This window comes from Bradyrhizobium sp. STM 3557 (genome assembly GCF_045571465.1).
Taxonomy (GTDB): Bacteria; Pseudomonadota; Alphaproteobacteria; order Rhizobiales; family Xanthobacteraceae; genus Bradyrhizobium.
The window spans coordinates 7,363,900-7,379,900 of the sequence record NZ_CP120697.1 but is presented as its reverse complement, the minus strand read 5'-3'; the positions used below and the strand labels follow the sequence as shown (position 1 = coordinate 7,379,900).

Here is a 16,001-nt window from a genome sequence, read left to right as displayed (position 1 = left end):
GCCGTCCATTGAACTGAGGTGGTGAAGGAGACGAGGCGTGGCTGTCAGATCGATCATGGGAGCGCTGGCGCTCGGCGCGGCCGCGGTGGCCGGCGCTCTGACGCTGCCGCACGCGGCGCAGGCGGAGGATTTCTTGTCGGCGCTGTTTGGCAGTTTCAATGCGCCGCCCCGGCAGGCCCCTCCGCCCTATATTCGCCTGCCCTTTGCGGACGACAACGCCCCGGTGAGGCGGGCGCCTCGACGCAGCGAGCTCTCCTATGGCAGCGGCGGAGGCGAGCAGGCCTGGTGCGTGCGCACCTGCGACGGCCGCTACTTTCCGCTGGCGTCAGGCGGCGAGCAGAGCGGGGCGGTGCTGTGCAACAATTTCTGCCCCGCCAGCAAGACCGAGGTCGTCTATGGGAGCAACATCGACGACGCCACCACGGATAGCGGCAAGTCCTATTCGGACCTGCCGAACGCCTTCCGTTATCGCACCGAGCTCGTCGATGGCTGCACCTGCAATGGCAAGGACCATTTCGGGCTGGCGAAGGTCTCGATCGAGAACGACCCGACGCTGCGCAAGGGCGATGTCGTCGCGAGTGGCGGTGGCCTGATGGTTGCCAATCGCAGCGCTGGCAAGCGTGCCGAAATCAACTTCTCCCCGGCTCCGGACTCGTTGCGCGCGAAATTCTCGCGAGCCCCCGTCGTGGCCTCCGAATAGCGCGGCCGCCGATCACGCGGCGCGGATCCGGTTCAGGAAGTCGTTCACCTGGCTTCCGAGATGCTGGCTCTGGCTTTCCAGCGTCTCTGACGCCCGTTTCACGTTGCCGGCGGCAGCCGCTGCCGCGTCGGCATCCGACTTCACGCCGCTGATGTTGTCGGACACGTGCCTGGTGCCCTGCGAAGCATATTGGGTGCTGCGCGTGATCTCCTGGGTGGCTGCGCCCTGTTCCTGAACGGCGGCGGCGATTGCGGTGGCCACCTCGTTGACCTCACCGATGATGTTGCCGATGCCCTTGATAGCGTCGATGGCCTCTCCCGCCACCTTCTGGATGTCAGCGATCTGCTCGGAAATCTCGTCGGTCGCTTTCGCGGTCTGGCTCGCCAGGGTCTTCACCTCGGAGGCGACCACCGCAAAACCCTTGCCGGCCTCGCCGGCACGCGCGGCCTCGATGGTGGCGTTCAAGGCGAGCAGATTGGTCTGCGCGGCGATGCTATTGATGAGGCCAACGACCTCGCCGATCCGGTTCGCCGATTGCGCGAGACCCTGCACGGTGCCGTCGGTGAGTCGGGCCTGATCGACGGCCCGGCTGGCAATGCCCGCCGCATGCGAGGCTTGCTTGCTGATGTCGCCGATCGAGGCGCTCAGCTCCTCTGCGGCGGATGCCACGCTCTCCACGCTCATCGAGGCGTCGCCGGACGCCTTCCGCGCGATCTCGACCCGCTCATTGGTCTGTCGCGACACGTCGGACAGCTCTGTCGAGGTGGAGCGCATCTGATTGGAGGCGCCGCCGAGCTCCTGCAGCGTGCCGCGAACCATGTCTTCGAATTCGCTGACGCAGGCTTCCACCGCGCGCTGGCGTGCGGCGGCTGCGGCATTGCGCTCGCGCTCGTGCGCCTCGATCTGCTGCTTTTCCTTCGCCTGCTGCTTGAAAGTCTCCAGCGCACTCGCCAGCGCGCCGATCTCGTCCTGCCGGGTGCCGTAGCCGGTTTCGACATCGAGATCGCCCGACGACACTTTCAGCATGGCGTCGCGGATCGTGTTGAGCGGCCGGATCACGCGCCGGTTGATCGCGGTCATCGCGCCGATCGACACCAGCAGCGCCGACACGAGCAGGCCGAGCTGTAGCATCAGCGATTGCATCGCCCGGCCTTGCTGAGCGCTGGCGTGGCCGCGCGCTTCGTCCAGCGCGGCTTCCGCGAAGGTGAGCGCGCTCGCCATCCGGCCAACTGTCATTGGGCTCCACTGATAGGCGGTGATTTCACCCTTTTCGCCCTTGGCAACGGTTGCGATCAGCCGGTCGCTCAGCGCGAGATATTGCGGATCGAAATAGCCGGCCTCGACGCTCTTGAGTGCGGACGACATCGCGGCGGGAAGCTCCATGCCCGATACCGAGAGCTGCAGCGCTTTCCATGCAGCGTCCGCACCGCCCATGTATTTCGTGTAGGCGATCTGGGTCTCAGGGCTGATCTGGCCTGTCGTCAATGCAGCGCCGACGATCGAGGAGGCTTCACCCGCGGTGTTGCGCAAGAGCCAAGCTGTCTGCTTGACCGCAAACAGCTGGTCGATCGCGGCATCCCGACGGTTGATGCTCGCGGCGAGTGCGGTCGACAGCTTCTCGACCAATGCCAGCGCGGCAGTCGCCGATTCCCCATACTCCTTGGCGAGCGCGAGCCTGCGCTCTGCCTTCGGCTTGGCAATCTCGGCCCAATATTCCGTCTGCTGGGCCTGGAGCGCCTTGTAGATGCGGCCGAACTCCGGCACTAACGTGCTCGCTTGCGCGAAGTCGACCCCCGGCAGCAATTCGAGCGCCTGAGCCAGCGCCCGCATCTCGGTGTCTCGCGCGCCGCGCAGATATTTTTCCGTGTCGGCGTCCATCTTCTGGTCGGCGTTGAGCGTGCGCAGTGACGTCGAGCGATCGCTGCGCAGACTGCCCAACGATTTGAACAGGTACGCCGAGATATCCGCCACTTTCAGGATACGGCCGGCCGATTGCCATCGTTGCCAGGAGTCCCAGGAGTTCAATGAAAACACGACGATCACAACCAGGGCGGTCGCGGTGATCACGGATTTCAGCAGGGCGGAGACCGTAAAGCGGTCGAGCATTTTAGATTCCTCGAGTTCTCTGCTTGTTTGCCCGACAACGAAAAACACATCAATGTCCGGTCTCTCCGGAAGACAGTGTGAATGCTGCCGGCTCGCGTCATCTTCAGGCGGCACGAATCCTGGCTAGGAATTCGTTGACTTGACCGCCGAGATGCTGGCTCTCCTTCTCGAGCGTCTCGGACGCTCGCTTGACGTTACCGGCTGCGGCCGCGGCGGCATCGGCATCCGACTTGACGCCTTCGACGTTGTCCGACACCTGCTTGGTGCCCCGCGCAGCATATTGCGTGCTGCGAGTGATCTCCTGCGTGGCGGCGCCCTGTTCCTGGACGGCGGCGGCGATCGCGGTGGCCACCTCGTTGACCTCGGCGATAATGCTGCCGATGCCGTTGATGGCGTCGATGGCCTCGCCGGCCACCTTCTGGATGTCGGCGACCTGCTCGGAAATCTCGTCGGTGGCCTTGGCCGTCTGGCTCGCCAGGGTCTTCACCTCGGAGGCGACCACCGCAAAACCCTTGCCGGCCTCGCCGGCACGCGCGGCCTCGATGGTGGCGTTCAAGGCGAGCAGATTGGTCTGCGCGGCGATGCTATTGATGAGGCCAACGACCTCGCCGATCCGGTTCGCCGATTGCGCGAGCCCCTGCACGGTGCCGTCGGTCTGCCTCGCCCGATCGACGGCACGCGCCGCGATGCCCGCCGCATGCGAGGCCTGCCTGCTGATGTCGCCGATCGAGGCGCTGAGCTCTTCGGCCGCGGCCGCCACGCTCTCGACGCTCGTCGCGGCATCGCCCGAGGCTTTGCCGGCGACCTGCACGCGCTCATTGGTCTGGCGCGAGACTTCGGAAAGCGCGGAAGACGTCGCGCGCATCTGGTCGGACGCGCCGCCGAGTTGCTCCAAAGTGCCGCGCACCAGGCTCTCGAATTCGCCGACATGGGCCTCGATGGCCCGCTGACGTGCCGCTGCGGCGGCATTGCGCTCGCGCTCCTTCGCTTCGATCGCGAGCTTCTCCTGCGCCTGACTCTTGAACGTCTCCAGCGCGCCTGCGAGCGCGCCGATCTCGTCCTGCCGCTGCTGATAGCCAGTCTCGACGCCGAGGTCGCCCGAGGCCACCCGCAGCATCGCGTCGCGAATCCGCTCCAGCGGCACGATCACGCGCCGGCTCACGGCGATGATTGCGGCCGCGCTCGCTGCGATGGCCGTCGCGAGCAGCAGGAGCTGCAGCACCAAAGACGTAAACGCCTCGCGATGCCGCGCGCCGGCGTAACTCTCGGCCGCGTCGAGCGCCGCCTCGGCGACCGCAACCGCGCTCGACATGTGCTCGACCGAAATCGGACTCCATTGCAGCGCCGTGATCTCGCCCGCCTCGCCCTTGGCGGATGCCGCGATCAGCCGGTCGCGCAGGCCGGTATATTGGGGATCGAAATAGGCGCGCTCGACCGCGGCCATCGCGGTCGACATCGCCGGCACGGCGGCGCCCGAGCTGGCGAGCTGCAAGGCTTTCCAGGCCGTCTCGATGCCGCCGACCAGCTTGGTGTAAGCGAGCTGGTTCGCGGGATTGATCTGGCGCGCGGTGAGCGCATTGCCGACGAGAAGCGAGGCTTCGCCGGCGGTATTGCGCATCAGCCAGGCGGCCTGCTTGATCATCAAGAGCTGGTCGATCGCGGCATCCTGGTGGTTGATGCTGCTAGCGAGAGCATCGGAGGTCTTGTCCAGCGTCTCGAGCAGCCCGTTGATCGTCTCGCCATACTCCTTGGCGAGCGCGAGCCGTCGCTGTGCCTTGGGCTTTACGATTTCGGTATTGAATTCGGCCTGCGCGTCGAACAGCGCCTTGATCAGCCGCTGCAACTGCGGCACCAGCACACTGTCCTGCGGAAACGCGACATCGGGCAGCAGCGCCAGCGCCCGCGTCAGCGCGGGCCGCTCGATGTCGCGTGCGGAATGAAGGTATTTCTCGACCTCCGTGTCCATCGGCTGATCCGCGTTCAGGACCCGGATCGTCGTCGAGCGGTCGCTGCGCAGGCTGTTCATGGCCTTGAACAAGACGGCGGAGACCTCTGAGATCGTCTCGATCCGAGCAGTGAGCTGCAGCCGCTGCCACGATTGCCAGGCATTGAGCGAGAACAGCGCGAGGATGAGCAGCGCGGTGGCCGAAATCACCGATGTCAACAGGGCCGAAATCGAAAGACGGTGCAACATGTTGAGCTTCCTGATCAAAATGCCTTATCGCGCCCGTCGGTAAAAAATTTCGCCAGAATGGTTGCCGTAAGATTACGGTGTCCTCGGGTTCCGGAACGGGAACTCGGGCGCGGCTCCGCGGTTAAGCCGAGGAATGCCAGCGCGTCTTTCTCTCCTGCAGGGGCAAATCCATGCTCGTCAGTGCTCTCGTCACCTTCCTCGTCGTCATCCTGATCCTCTATTTGATCAACCTGCTGCCGATCGACGGTCGCGCCAAGCAGATCTGCCGCGTCATCGTCATCATCCTTGGCGTGATCTCGCTGCTCAGACTGATCGCGGTGATCTGAAACGAACAAAGAGCAGTTCCCAAAAAGGCAAAAGCCCCGGCCGTTGGCCGGGGCTTCGTCTGCGTGGCGATGAACCGCACCTGTTCATGCTTGCGCCTTCATGCAGAGGCTTTGGCCTCGCGGCGGCGGGCGGTGAGAATGAACTCGGTGTAGCCATTCGGCTGCGTCCGGCCCTTGAAGACGAGGTCGCAGGCCGCCTTGAAGGCGACACCATCGAACGATGGCGCCATCGGCCTGTAGAGCGGATCGCCCGCATTCTGCTTGTCGACCACCTCGGCCATGCGCTTCAGCGACTCCATGACCTGCGCTTCCGTGACGACACCCTGATGTAGCCAGTTCGCCAGATGCTGGCTGGAGATGCGCAGCGTCGCGCGGTCCTCCATCAGGCCGACATCATGAATGTCGGGCACCTTGGAGCAGCCGACGCCCTGGTCGATCCAGCGCACCACATAGCCGAGAATGCCCTGGCAGTTGTTGTCGATCTCCTGACGCACGTCATCAGGCGCCCAGTTCGATTTCGAGACGGGAATGGTGAGGATATCAGCGAGCTTGGCGCGCGGCCCGCCCTTGGCGAGCTCTTGCTGCCGCGCGTGCACGTTGACCTGATGATAGTGCAAAGCGTGCAGGGTGGCGGCGGTCGGCGAGGGCACCCAGGCGGTGGTGGCTCCGGCCGAGGGGTGGCCGATCTTCTGCGCCAGCATGTCCGCCATCTTATCGGGCGCCGCCCACATGCCCTTGCCGATCTGGGCATGGCCGGGCAGGCCGTCCACCAGACCCATGTCGACATTCCAGTCCTCATAGGCCTTGATCCAGGGCTGCGCCTTCATGTCGTTCTTGCGGATCATGGGGCCGGCTTCCATCGAGGTGTGGATCTCGTCGCCGGTGCGGTCGAGGAAGCCGGTGTTGATGAAGACGATGCGCCTCAAAGCCTGCTGGATGCAGGCCTTGAGATTGACGGTGGTGCGGCGCTCCTCGTCCATGATGCCGACCTTGAGCGTGTTTTCAGGCATGCCGAGCATCTTCTCGACGCGGCCGAACAGCTCGACCGTCAGCGCCACCTCGTCGGGGCCGTGCATCTTCGGCTTGACGATGTAGACCGAGCCGGTGCGGCTGTTCTTGACCTTCGACAGGCCCTTGAGATCATGGATCGCGAGGAGCCCGGTGACGGCGGCATCGAGAATGCCTTCCGGAACTTCCTCGCCCTTCGCATCGAGCACCGCGTCGGTGAACATGTGGTGACCGCAATTGCGGATCAGCAGCAGGCTGCGGCCGTGCAGGGTCAGCGTGTTGCCCTCGGGCGTCGTGTAGCTGCGATCGCCGTGCAAAGAGCGCGTCAGCGTCTTGCCGCCCTTCTCGAAATCGGCCGACAGCGTGCCGTTCATCAGGCCGAGCGTGTTGCGATAGACCAGCACCTTGTCCTCGGCGTCGACGGCGGCAACCGAATCCTCCATGTCGAGGATGGTCGAGACCGCCGCTTCCATGATCATGTCGGCGACCCCGGCCGGGTCGTCCTTGCCGATCTGATGCTTGCGGTCGATCACGACCTCGACATGCAGGCCGTTGTTGACGAGCAGCACCGCGGTCGGCGCGTCGGCCGGACCCTGGTAGCCGGCGAACTGGGCGGCGTTCTTCAGTGCGGTGGCGTTGCCGCTCTTCAGTTTCACCGCGAGCTGGCCGGCGACCACGTGATAGGCGGTGACGTCGGTGTGGCTGCCGGTGGCGAGCGGCACGGCGGCATCGAGGAACGCCTTGGCCTTGGCGATCACCTTGTCGCCGCGCGCCTTGTTGAAGCCCTTGCCGGTCTCGCTCGGATCGTGCGGAATCGCGTCGGTGCCATAGAACGCGTCATAGAGCGAACCCCAGCGCGCATTCGCCGCGTTCAGCGCGTAGCGCGCGTTGGTCAACGGCACCACGAGCTGAGGCCCGCAGATCTTGCCGATCTCCTCATCGACATCTGCTGTCTCTACCTTCTGGGTCGGTGGCTCCGGCAGAAGGTAGCCGATCTCCCGCAGGAAGGCGGTATAGGCGTCGATGTCGAACGCCTTGCCCTTGTGGGCGCGATGCCACTCGTCGATCTTGCCCTGCAGGGTATCGCGGAATGCCAGCAGCTCGCGATTCCGGGGCCCGAGATCTCCGATGATCGCGGCAAGGCCGGCCCAGAAGGTATCAGGATCGATCCCGGTCTTGGGCGCCGCCTCCTTGGCGATGAAATCGAACAGGACGGGGGCGATCTTCAGTCCGTGGGCATCGATGCGTGTCATGGTCGGGCGTTTCTCTTAAGGGCTGCTGCGCTGCGCGGAAATGAGGCAAATGGAAGAGCCCGCACCCCAGGGGGCCGGGCGGCGGAACCCCTTTAGCGGCAAAGCGGGAGGCAGAGAAGGGGGAAGGGCGCAAGCATAGCCGGGCTGCCTTTCAAAACCACGTTGGCATAAACCGATAGCCTCGCGGCGCGTTCCGCGCCCGAGCTATGCCGATGATCCGCCCTCTCGAGAGTGAGGGCGCAGGGAAGGCCGGGTGCAGGCCGCACCCATGGCCCGCCTGCAGAAAAAAAGCAGGCGGCAGTCACCACAGGTACGAGCCGGACATCCGGCCTTCCCTGCGCGATGGCTTTAACGGCTGCTCCGAGCTCTCCCCGGGGACCGGCGTTCTTGCCCCCGTCGCTCGCGAAACGTCGTCGCGGCCGCGACAATGCGCATGCGCATTGCGCGGGGCATCAGCACCGGGATGTCAGGACCACACGGCTTGACCGTGCGCACCGGATTGTTCGTCCGCGCGAGGACTCCTTAGTTTCGCATGATCTGATCGGAAAACCGCTACGCACTTTTCCGGATCATGCGCTCACGCTGCAACCCGACGCGCCCACCGCATCCCACCTCCACGTTCGTGACGATCGCGAAGCGCCCCTCATGCGAGGCGGGACGAGGGAGGTATAGCATGATTTCTGAAAAAAAGAAAGAAGAATTTGCGAGTGTCCGGCGGACGGGGCGATGCGATTGAAGCGGCGGAAGAAATCAAAGTTTAGGCGCGGCCATGTCGATATGACGGGCGATATGGTCGATCGGCGTGATGCGATCGACCAACCAGATGTTTCGCGAACCGGGATGAACTGATTTGCCCAAGTAAGCCGTGTCGTCCCGGGTCTGCGCCTGCGAAGCAGGCGCAGACCCGGGACCCATACGCCGCGGCTCTTGTTCAAGGCTTCATTGACGTTACTAATCATCGCCACACGACCTTCGCGGCGTATGGGTCCCGACGCAAGGCCGGGACGACAGTGTGGGTGAGGTCGGCGCGGGTGCCAATTTCGCTGACGCTCAACCGATCCTACGTTCGTTTCTTGTGTGGAACTCTTTGGCACAGGAGGCGCAAGCATGCGCCTTCCTCAGAGCTTGGCCTCTTGTCGGTATTCTGGCGTTCGGGTTGCGGTGGGCCGGCTGGGCTCTATCACAGGACGCCGCTGCAGACGCGGCGGTGATCGGCGATGCACTGTTCTCGTCATTGCGAGGAGCGTAGGCGAGAAGCAATCCGGACTTCCTTGTGTCGTACTGGATTGCTTTGCTTCGCTCGCAATGACGAAAGAGAAAGCGATAGACCCTGGAGGTCCCGACGCTCATCAAGACTATGCTCGAAGACCAGCGCGCGTCGGCAACTTCTTGACCTGATCGCCGATATCCTGACGCGCAAGGCGCAGTTCGTAGAGGCTTTGCAGATCGAGCCAGAATTCCGGGGTTGTGCCGAACCAGTGACCAAGCCGCAATGCGGTGTCGGCCGCCACGCCGCGCTGACCATTGATGATCGCCGTGATCCGGTTCACCGGCACATCGATCTGTCGGGATAGCTACGCGGCCGACATGCCCAGCTCCTCGAGTTCTTGAGCGAGGTGGACGCCCGGATGAATGGGGGTGCATGCCATGACAAGCCTCCTAGTGATAGTCGACGATTTCGACGTTGACCGGACCGGGCGAGCCGTCGGGCCACTCGAAGCAAATCCGCCGTTGGTCATTGCCCTCGACTTAATCGATAGCCTCCGCGACCGAGCGCGCGCCTGGGGGCAGCACCAGCTCGGTGGCACGTTGCCAGCAGCGCCTGTCGTGTCGTCTCAGTAGAGATCGTTCCTGACGCTTTCTTGGTAGTGCGCGTCCACTCTCTCAGCCTCGGTGGCCGACCCGCCCGTCAGGGCCACCTTCATCTGTCCGACCGATGGCAGATTTGATCGGTCGATCCGGCCATCGAGACTCCAGAGGCGGGCGCGGTTGATCGCTTTGCCACAGTGGAACAGCACCTGTTCCACGCTGACCATGATTGCCGTCTTGGGTGTTTTTCCCCGCTCCATCAGGGATGTGAGCAGGCCGTGATCCGTCGAAATGCGACCTCGACCGTTGATGCGGAGGAAGACTTCCAATCCAGGGAACAGGAACAGCATGGCTAGCCGATCGTCCTCAACGAGGTTTCGCATCGTCTCGATCCTGTTATTGCCTGGCCAGTCCGCGAAGGCGACATGGCGGTCATCGATCACCTTCACGAAGCCTGCAGGACCGCCGCGGGGGGAGGCATCCAATCCCTCCCGGCTGCCGCTCGCGAGACAGAAGAATGTCGCAGCAGCGATATAGGCTTTGTGGAACGGGACCAGATGCGGAAGCACCGCCTTCTGGATGGCCTCCGCAGGCGGCTCATAGAGCTGCTGCAGCTCGGCAATTGTGACTTCGGACATCGGCAACCGCCTCCGTGGACAACGCCAACAGCGTAGCGGGCAAGAGCTGGCGGTGCTAAGTCATCCATGCCAATCGATAGCAGTTCCACGCCATGTCTCGCCGGAAGGCTCCCAACGAAATCAGCGACAGCGCGGGCGGGTTGAGCGTGATGGCTTATGCTGTCGAGCTGCGCACCGAGTTCTCAAGCCCCTCGCATGTCCACGCCCGGGGCCAAATGATCGGCTGTAGCCGGGGTGTCGTGTCGGTTCTTACCGACGGCAGCGCCTGGGTGGTCCCGGCGGGATACGCGATCTGGCTCCCGCCTTGTCAGATGCACGGCGGCCGGAGCTTCGGACCTGGGGCAGGGTGGAGCCTCTACGTTGCGCCTGCCGCCTGCGAAGGACTTTCCTTGCAGACCCGCATTGTAGCCGTGCCGCCATTGCTCAGGGAAGCAGTGCTGCGCGCCACATTGTGGGACAGCGATGAGGTGACCACCGGGCGTCAGCGCATCTGCGATCTCATCGTCGACGAAATCGCGTGCCTGCCGCCCGAGGATCTGGGCCTTCCGCTGCCACACGACGCCCGCCTTCAGCGGATTGCGCGATCGCTGCTCGAGCATCCCGCTGACAGCCGTACTGTGGATGAGTGGGCGAACTGGGCAGGAATTGCGTCGCGGACGCTTAGCCGGCGCTTTCCTCAGGAAACTGGATTGACCCTTACCGAGTGGCGGCATCGGGCACGCTTGATGCGTGCGCTCGAGAGACTGGCGGAAGGCGATGCGGTGACAACGGTTGCCGTTGATTTGGGGTACAGCAGCGTTAGCGGATTCATCGCTCTCTTTCGCCGCACCTTCGGCGTGACGCCGGCCGCCCATCCCCTTAGTCGAGGCAGGCGGGCGGTGGTCCGGACGTATGTCGATCGGTAGGCTTGTCGCCATCGCGGGCGGCCGAAGCGGCGACGCAATCCAGCTTGCGGGATTTCGATGCGCGTCATCTGTTGCCGGCGAGATAAACCCGCTCAGATCAAGCGCCTTCGCGAGCCGTCGCAGACGCAGCGGTGATCCGGAATGCGCTGTTCTCGTCATTGCGAGGAGCGCAAGCGACGAAGCAATCCAGACTTCCTTAGTACCGTACTGGATTGCTTCCGCTGTCGCCCTTCGAGCAATGGCGGACACGTCGCTTCGCTCGCAATGACGAAAGATAAAACGAGAGAGCCCTCAAATATTCGCCGCGAGATCGGCGATGTCGTCGAACAGCACGTTCGTGGTTGCGAGCAGCCGCTCGACTTCGTCGACGGCTTCCGCCACGCTCCGCGTCGTGGTGTCGAGCACGAGCTCGGCGGCCTCCGGCGCCTGGTAGTCGTTGCCGATGCCGGTGAAGTTTTTCAAGGTTCCGGCGCGGGCCTTCGCATAGTGGCCCTTCGGATCGCGGCTTTCGCAGACCTCGGCCGGCGTCGCCACATAGACCTCGCGGAACAGATCGTCGGCGATGCGGCGCGCGGATGCGCGGTCCTCGCGGGCCGGCGATACCGCGGCGACGATGGCGATGTGGCCGTTGCGCGCCAGATGCGTCGCGACCTCCGCCAGGCGGCGGATGTTCTCGGCGCGCGCCTCGGGGGTGAAGCCGAGGTCGCCGTTCAGACCCGCTCGCAGTGTGTCGCCGTCGAGCAGGATCGGCGAGCCGCCGCGGGAAAACAGCCGCCGCTCCAGCGCACGGGCAATGGTCGACTTGCCGGCGCCGGGCAGGCCGGTGAGCCAGATCACCGCGCCATTGTGGCGATAGCGCGCGGCGCGCTCGCCCGCGCTCAGCGCCGACTCCACAGGCACGATGTCAACAGGCGCGGCGCGCTGCCCAGCATCGACCGAGAGCACCAGCCCGCCGCCGGCGATGCGCCCCTGGACCTCGATGACGAGCCGGCCGGTGCGTGGGTTATCGGCGTAAGCGTCGGTGGCGACCGGCTGGCTCAGGGAGATGTCGATCTCGCCGACATGGTTGCGCGCGATCGACGAGGCCTGATCGTTCGACAGCGAGCCGGGATCGACGGCCTTGTCGATTGCCACCACCGTGGCGCGGCTCTCGCGGGTGCCGAGCCGCACCAGAATGCTGTCGCCCTTGGCGAGCGGCTGGTCGTGCAGCCAGAAGATCCGCGCGCGCAGGCGCCTTGTGTCCTGCGGATTGCGATCGACATGCGCGATGATATCGCCGCGTTCAACGAACAGCTCGCGGTCGAGCGTGATGCCGACCGAGCGGCCGGCGCCTTGCGGCACCGTCACCGGCGTCGCCGGCCAGCCTTCGACGGTCCTGATCTTGGCGATCTTGCCGGCGGGCATGATCACGATCTCGTCGCCCGCCTTTAGCTGTCCGGACTCGATGCGGCCGGCGACGATGCGGCGGTCGTCGAACTTGTAGATCGCCTGCACCGCGAGGCGCAGCGGCAGAGATTCGAGCGGCCGCGCCGGCTCGAGCTGGTCGAGCGCCTCGACCACGGTCGGGCCGTCATACCAGCCGATGCGCGGTGTGCGCGCGGCGACTCCGTCGCCGTCACGCGCCGAGATCGGGATCACGGCTGACGGCGTGACGCCGAGGCCAGTGAGATGCGCCGTGATCTCATCGCTGATCTCACGGAAGCGCTCGGCGGAGAACTCCACCCGGTCCATCTTGTTGACGACGACGGCAACCTGTTTCACGCCGAGCAGATGCAGCAGATAGCCGTGCCGCCGGGTCTGGTCGCGCACGCCCTCGCGCGCATCGATGATCAGCACCGCGCCGTCGGCCTGCGAGGCGCCGGTGATCATGTTGCGCAGGAATTCGGCATGGCCGGGCGCGTCGATCAGCACGATGTCGCGGGCATTGGTCCGGAAGCGGATCTGCGTGGTGTCGATGGTGATGCCCTGGTCGCGCTCGGTCTGCAGCGCATCGAGCAGGAACGACCATTCGAACGGCATGCCGCGGCGTGCGCTGACGGCCTTGAGCATCTCGAGCTTGCCGTCGGGCAGGCTGCCGGTCTCGTGCAGCAGGCGACCGACCAGGGTCGACTTGCCATGATCGACATGGCCGACGATGACGATGCGGACCTGGGGGCGGAGTTGCGGAAGGGTGGTGCTATCGGGCACTGCCGATAGCGCTGCGGGGGCGATCATGTTCATCAGGACACGCTCAAGCTGGAGTCATCATCAGAGATAGCCGGCGACGCGCAGCCGCTCGAAGGCATCCTCGGTCTCGTGATCGAGCGCGCGGCCCGCGCGCTCGGGTACCTTGGTCTGCTCCAGCTCGGCCAGGATCTGCGGGATGTCGGTCGCGGTCGAGGCGACCGGGAAGGTGATGTCGGCATCGCCGAGCGAGCGGTAGCGCTTGCCGTTCTTGGCCAGATAAAGCGGGATGATCGGGATGTTCTCGCGCTGCGTATAGGCCCAGATATCCGCCTCGGTCCAATGCAGGATCGGGTGGATGCGCAGATGCGCGCCCGGCGGCGGCGAGGCGTTGAACTGATCCCAGAATTCCGGCGGCTGATCGCGCACATCCCAATTGCCGTCCTGCCCGCGCGGCGAGAACACCCGCTCCTTGGCGCGCGTGGCCTCCTCGTCGCGGCGGATGCCGGCGATCAGCCCGTCGAAGCCGTGCTTGGCGAGCGCGAGCTTCAGGCCTTCGGTCTTGCGCGCGGCCGAACGCGCGGCCGGCGGCAAGGTGGGATCGACCGCATCGATCGGCGGGCAGGGCTCGACCTTGAGGTCGAGGCTCCATTCCTTCGCATAGGTGTCACGGAAGGCGTACATCTCCGGAAACTTTTTGCCCGTATCGACGTGTAGTGCTGGGAAGGGCACCTTGCCGAAGAAGGCCTTGCGCGCCAGCCAGATCATCACGTTGGAGTCCTTGCCGAGTGACCACAGCAGCGCCAGCTTCTTCAGCCGTGCAAAGGCCTCGCGAAGGATGTAGATGCTCTGCGCCTCCAGGGCGTCGAGGTGATCCATCGCCTGCACGTCATCGCGCACGCGCGGCATGGAAGATGCTTGATGCACCTCGGAGAGAGGCAACTTGTCTAACGCGGAGTCGGTCTTGAGAAGATGCATCCTGCAATCCGTGGGCTTCCGAGGAGAAAATTCTCTATTTGTTGGCGCAAGGAGAAGGAATAAATTTCTCTTTGCGCCGATGACGTGACACATATATAGAAAAAAATTCCAGTCAACTGAAAAGCTGGACTCCAAGGACGATAAGTTTCGCGATGCGCTACCTGCCCGTGTTCCTCGACCTGACAGCCGGCCCGGTGCTGCTTCTCGGCGCCGGCGAGCTGGCGCACGCCAAGCTGCGTGTTCTGGCGTCGGCGGGTGCACGTGTCAGGTGGTATGCGACGGACGGCCACCATGATGTGAGCGCGCTGGGTGCAGACGCTGCGCGCATCGAGCTGGCGCAGGGCGATCCGCTCCAAGCGGATCTCAACGGCGTCATTGCGGTGGTGTGCGCGGGCGCTGGCGATCTCGGGGTAGCGATGTCGCTGCGCGCGAAATCGCTCGGCATGCCCGTCAATGTGATGGACGATCTCGATCACTCCACCTTCATCTTTCCGGCGATCGTCGATCGCGGCGATGTGGTGGTGGCGATCGGCACTGGCGGCACCTCGCCGGTGGTGGCGCGGCGCCTGCGCGAAAAGATCGAGGCGCTGCTGCCGGCGCGAATCGGCGATCTCGCTGGTTTCATCGGCGAACGCCGCAAGCGGATCAATGCAGGCATTGCCGAGCCGTCGCTGCGCCGCCGCTTCTGGGAGCGCGTCATCGATGGTCCGATCGGCGCGCTGGTGCTGTCGGGGCGCAAGGCGGAGGCAGACGCGGCGCTTGATGCCATCACTGATCCCTCTGCCTATGCGGGCGCGAATGAGAAGGGCGTCAGCACGGGTCATGTCACACTGGTTGGCGCCGGCCCGGGCGATCCGGACCTGCTCACGGTGAAGGGCTTGCGCGCGCTGCAGGACGCCGACGTCGTGTTCTATGACGAGCTGGTGACACCGGAGATTCTCGATCGCATCCGCCGCGACGCGGCGCGCATTCCGGTCGGCCGCCGCGTCGGCAAGCCCGGCATCGGCCAGGACGCCGTCAACAAGCTGCTGATCGAGGCGGCGCGCGCGGGCAAGCGCGCGGTGCGGCTGAAGGGCGGCGACTCCTATGTATTTGGCCGCGGCGGCGAGGAGGTCGACGCGCTGCGTGCGGCCCGTGTGAACTACACGATCGTGCCGGGCATCACCGCTGGCTTAGGTGCCGCCGCGCAATTCGAGGTGCCGCTGACCTTCCGCAGCAAGGCGCTGCGCATCACCTTCCTCACCGCGCACAAGGAGCGCGACGCCGAGGCGGTCGACTGGTCAGCGCTGACCGACACCAAGATGACGGTCGTTGTCTATATGGGCATGACGGCCGCTCGCTCCGTGCGATCCGGCCTGCTTGCGGCGGGGCGCGCAGCCAGCACGCCGGTCGGCGTGTTCGCGAAGGTGACGCGCCCGGACGCGCAGGCTGCGGTCGGCACGCTCGATCAATTGCCGGAGCTGGTCGCCCAGATCGATGGCGGGCCCGCCATTCTCGTCATCGGCGACGTGGTCGCGCACTCCGCGCCCTGGCGCCGCCAGAACCTCAGCCAAACCATCGCTCAACTCTTGGAACCCGCGTAAATGACCTCTCCGCTCGAACAGAAGAAGATCAGGATCACCGGTCCCTCGATCGTGACCGCCAACCGCACCTGGGATGGCGCGGTGATCTATCGGACCGCCGACGGCTGGTCGACCGATCTTGGCAGCGCTGCCGTGGTTCGCGCCTCGGATGAAGCGCGGGCGCTGCTCGCCGAATCCGTGGCCGATGATCTCGGCGCGATCGGTCCCTATATCGCGCCGGTCGAGGTCGACGAGAAGGGGAAGCTGAAGCCGGGCAACTTACGTGAGCGCATCCGGCTCAAGGGCACCACGATCGGCGTGCCGGCATTGGCGCAAGTCTGAAGGCAGGTCTGAAAGTT

At 64.8% G+C, this 16,001-nt stretch carries 12 protein-coding genes and 1 pseudogene; 6 read left to right on the top strand and 7 right to left on the bottom strand.

Features of this window, described 5'->3' with window-relative positions:
* The first annotated feature begins 37 nt into the window (after positions 1-37).
* Positions 38-700: a DUF2865 domain-containing protein gene (locus P6U24_RS34130; protein WP_407156781.1), complete on the top strand. Its 663-nt coding sequence runs from the start codon at positions 38-40 to the stop codon at positions 698-700.
* 12 nt (positions 701-712) lie between these two features.
* Here the strand turns inward: P6U24_RS34130 and P6U24_RS34125 are convergent, their stop codons facing one another.
* Entirely contained in the window at positions 713-2,806 is a 2,094-nt protein-coding gene (locus P6U24_RS34125) for a methyl-accepting chemotaxis protein (protein WP_407156780.1), read from the bottom strand.
* Positions 2,807-2,909: 103 nt separating this feature from the next.
* A complete protein-coding gene (locus tag P6U24_RS34120; RefSeq protein ID WP_407156779.1) occupies positions 2,910-5,000 on the bottom strand; it encodes a methyl-accepting chemotaxis protein in 2,091 nt (696 codons plus the stop codon).
* A gap of 170 nt (positions 5,001-5,170) precedes the next feature.
* Between P6U24_RS34120 and P6U24_RS34115 the strand changes: the two genes are divergently transcribed.
* Positions 5,171-5,326, top strand: coding sequence for a Thivi_2564 family membrane protein (locus P6U24_RS34115; protein WP_407156778.1), 156 nt, complete (start codon positions 5,171-5,173; stop codon positions 5,324-5,326).
* A 98-nt stretch (positions 5,327-5,424) separates the two neighbouring features.
* Here P6U24_RS34115 and P6U24_RS34110 read toward each other — a convergent pair whose 3' ends face one another.
* From P6U24_RS34110 to P6U24_RS34100, 3 genes are all read right to left on the bottom strand, one after another.
* Positions 5,425-7,587 carry a malate synthase G gene (locus tag P6U24_RS34110; protein ID WP_407156777.1) on the bottom strand — a complete coding sequence of 721 codons (2,163 nt, stop codon included), beginning with the start codon at positions 7,585-7,587 and terminating at the stop codon, positions 5,425-5,427.
* A 1,355-nt stretch (positions 7,588-8,942) separates the two neighbouring features.
* The gene (locus P6U24_RS34105; RefSeq protein WP_407156776.1) at positions 8,943-9,137 is read right to left on the bottom strand and encodes a HigA family addiction module antitoxin; all 195 of its coding nucleotides are present in this window, start codon (positions 9,135-9,137) and stop codon (positions 8,943-8,945) included.
* Positions 9,138-9,422: 285 nt separating this feature from the next.
* Positions 9,423-10,034, bottom strand: a complete 612-nt coding sequence (locus P6U24_RS34100; protein WP_407160685.1) for an MSMEG_1061 family FMN-dependent PPOX-type flavoprotein — start codon at positions 10,032-10,034, stop codon at positions 9,423-9,425.
* 92 nt (positions 10,035-10,126) lie between these two features.
* Here P6U24_RS34100 and P6U24_RS34095 point away from each other — a divergent pair.
* Together P6U24_RS34095 and P6U24_RS34090 are read left to right on the top strand one after the other, a co-directional pair.
* Positions 10,127-10,393, top strand: a pseudogene (locus tag P6U24_RS34095) (AraC family ligand binding domain-containing protein); the annotation flags it as partial.
* A 30-nt stretch (positions 10,394-10,423) separates the two neighbouring features.
* Complete coding sequence (locus P6U24_RS34090; RefSeq protein ID WP_407160684.1) at positions 10,424-10,939, top strand: helix-turn-helix transcriptional regulator; 516 nt, start codon at positions 10,424-10,426, stop codon at positions 10,937-10,939.
* Positions 10,940-11,230: 291 nt separating this feature from the next.
* On the opposite strand, the gene cysC is transcribed toward P6U24_RS34090, so the two are convergent.
* Complete coding sequence (cysC, locus tag P6U24_RS34085) at positions 11,231-13,153, bottom strand: adenylyl-sulfate kinase (protein ID WP_407160683.1); 1,923 nt, start codon at positions 13,151-13,153, stop codon at positions 11,231-11,233.
* Between the two features lie 33 nt (positions 13,154-13,186).
* Positions 13,187-14,011 carry a sulfate adenylyltransferase subunit CysD gene (gene cysD, locus P6U24_RS34080; RefSeq protein WP_407156775.1) on the bottom strand — a complete coding sequence of 275 codons (825 nt, stop codon included), beginning with the start codon at positions 14,009-14,011 and terminating at the stop codon, positions 13,187-13,189.
* Between the two features lie 221 nt (positions 14,012-14,232).
* Between cysD and cysG the strand changes: the two genes are divergently transcribed.
* Both cysG and P6U24_RS34070 read left to right on the top strand, forming a co-directional pair.
* The gene (cysG, locus tag P6U24_RS34075) at positions 14,233-15,663 is read left to right on the top strand and encodes a siroheme synthase CysG (protein WP_407156774.1); all 1,431 of its coding nucleotides are present in this window, start codon (positions 14,233-14,235) and stop codon (positions 15,661-15,663) included.
* Entirely contained in the window at positions 15,664-15,984 is a 321-nt protein-coding gene (locus tag P6U24_RS34070; protein WP_407156773.1) for a DUF2849 domain-containing protein, read from the top strand.
* The last annotated feature ends 17 nt before the right edge of the window (positions 15,985-16,001 follow it).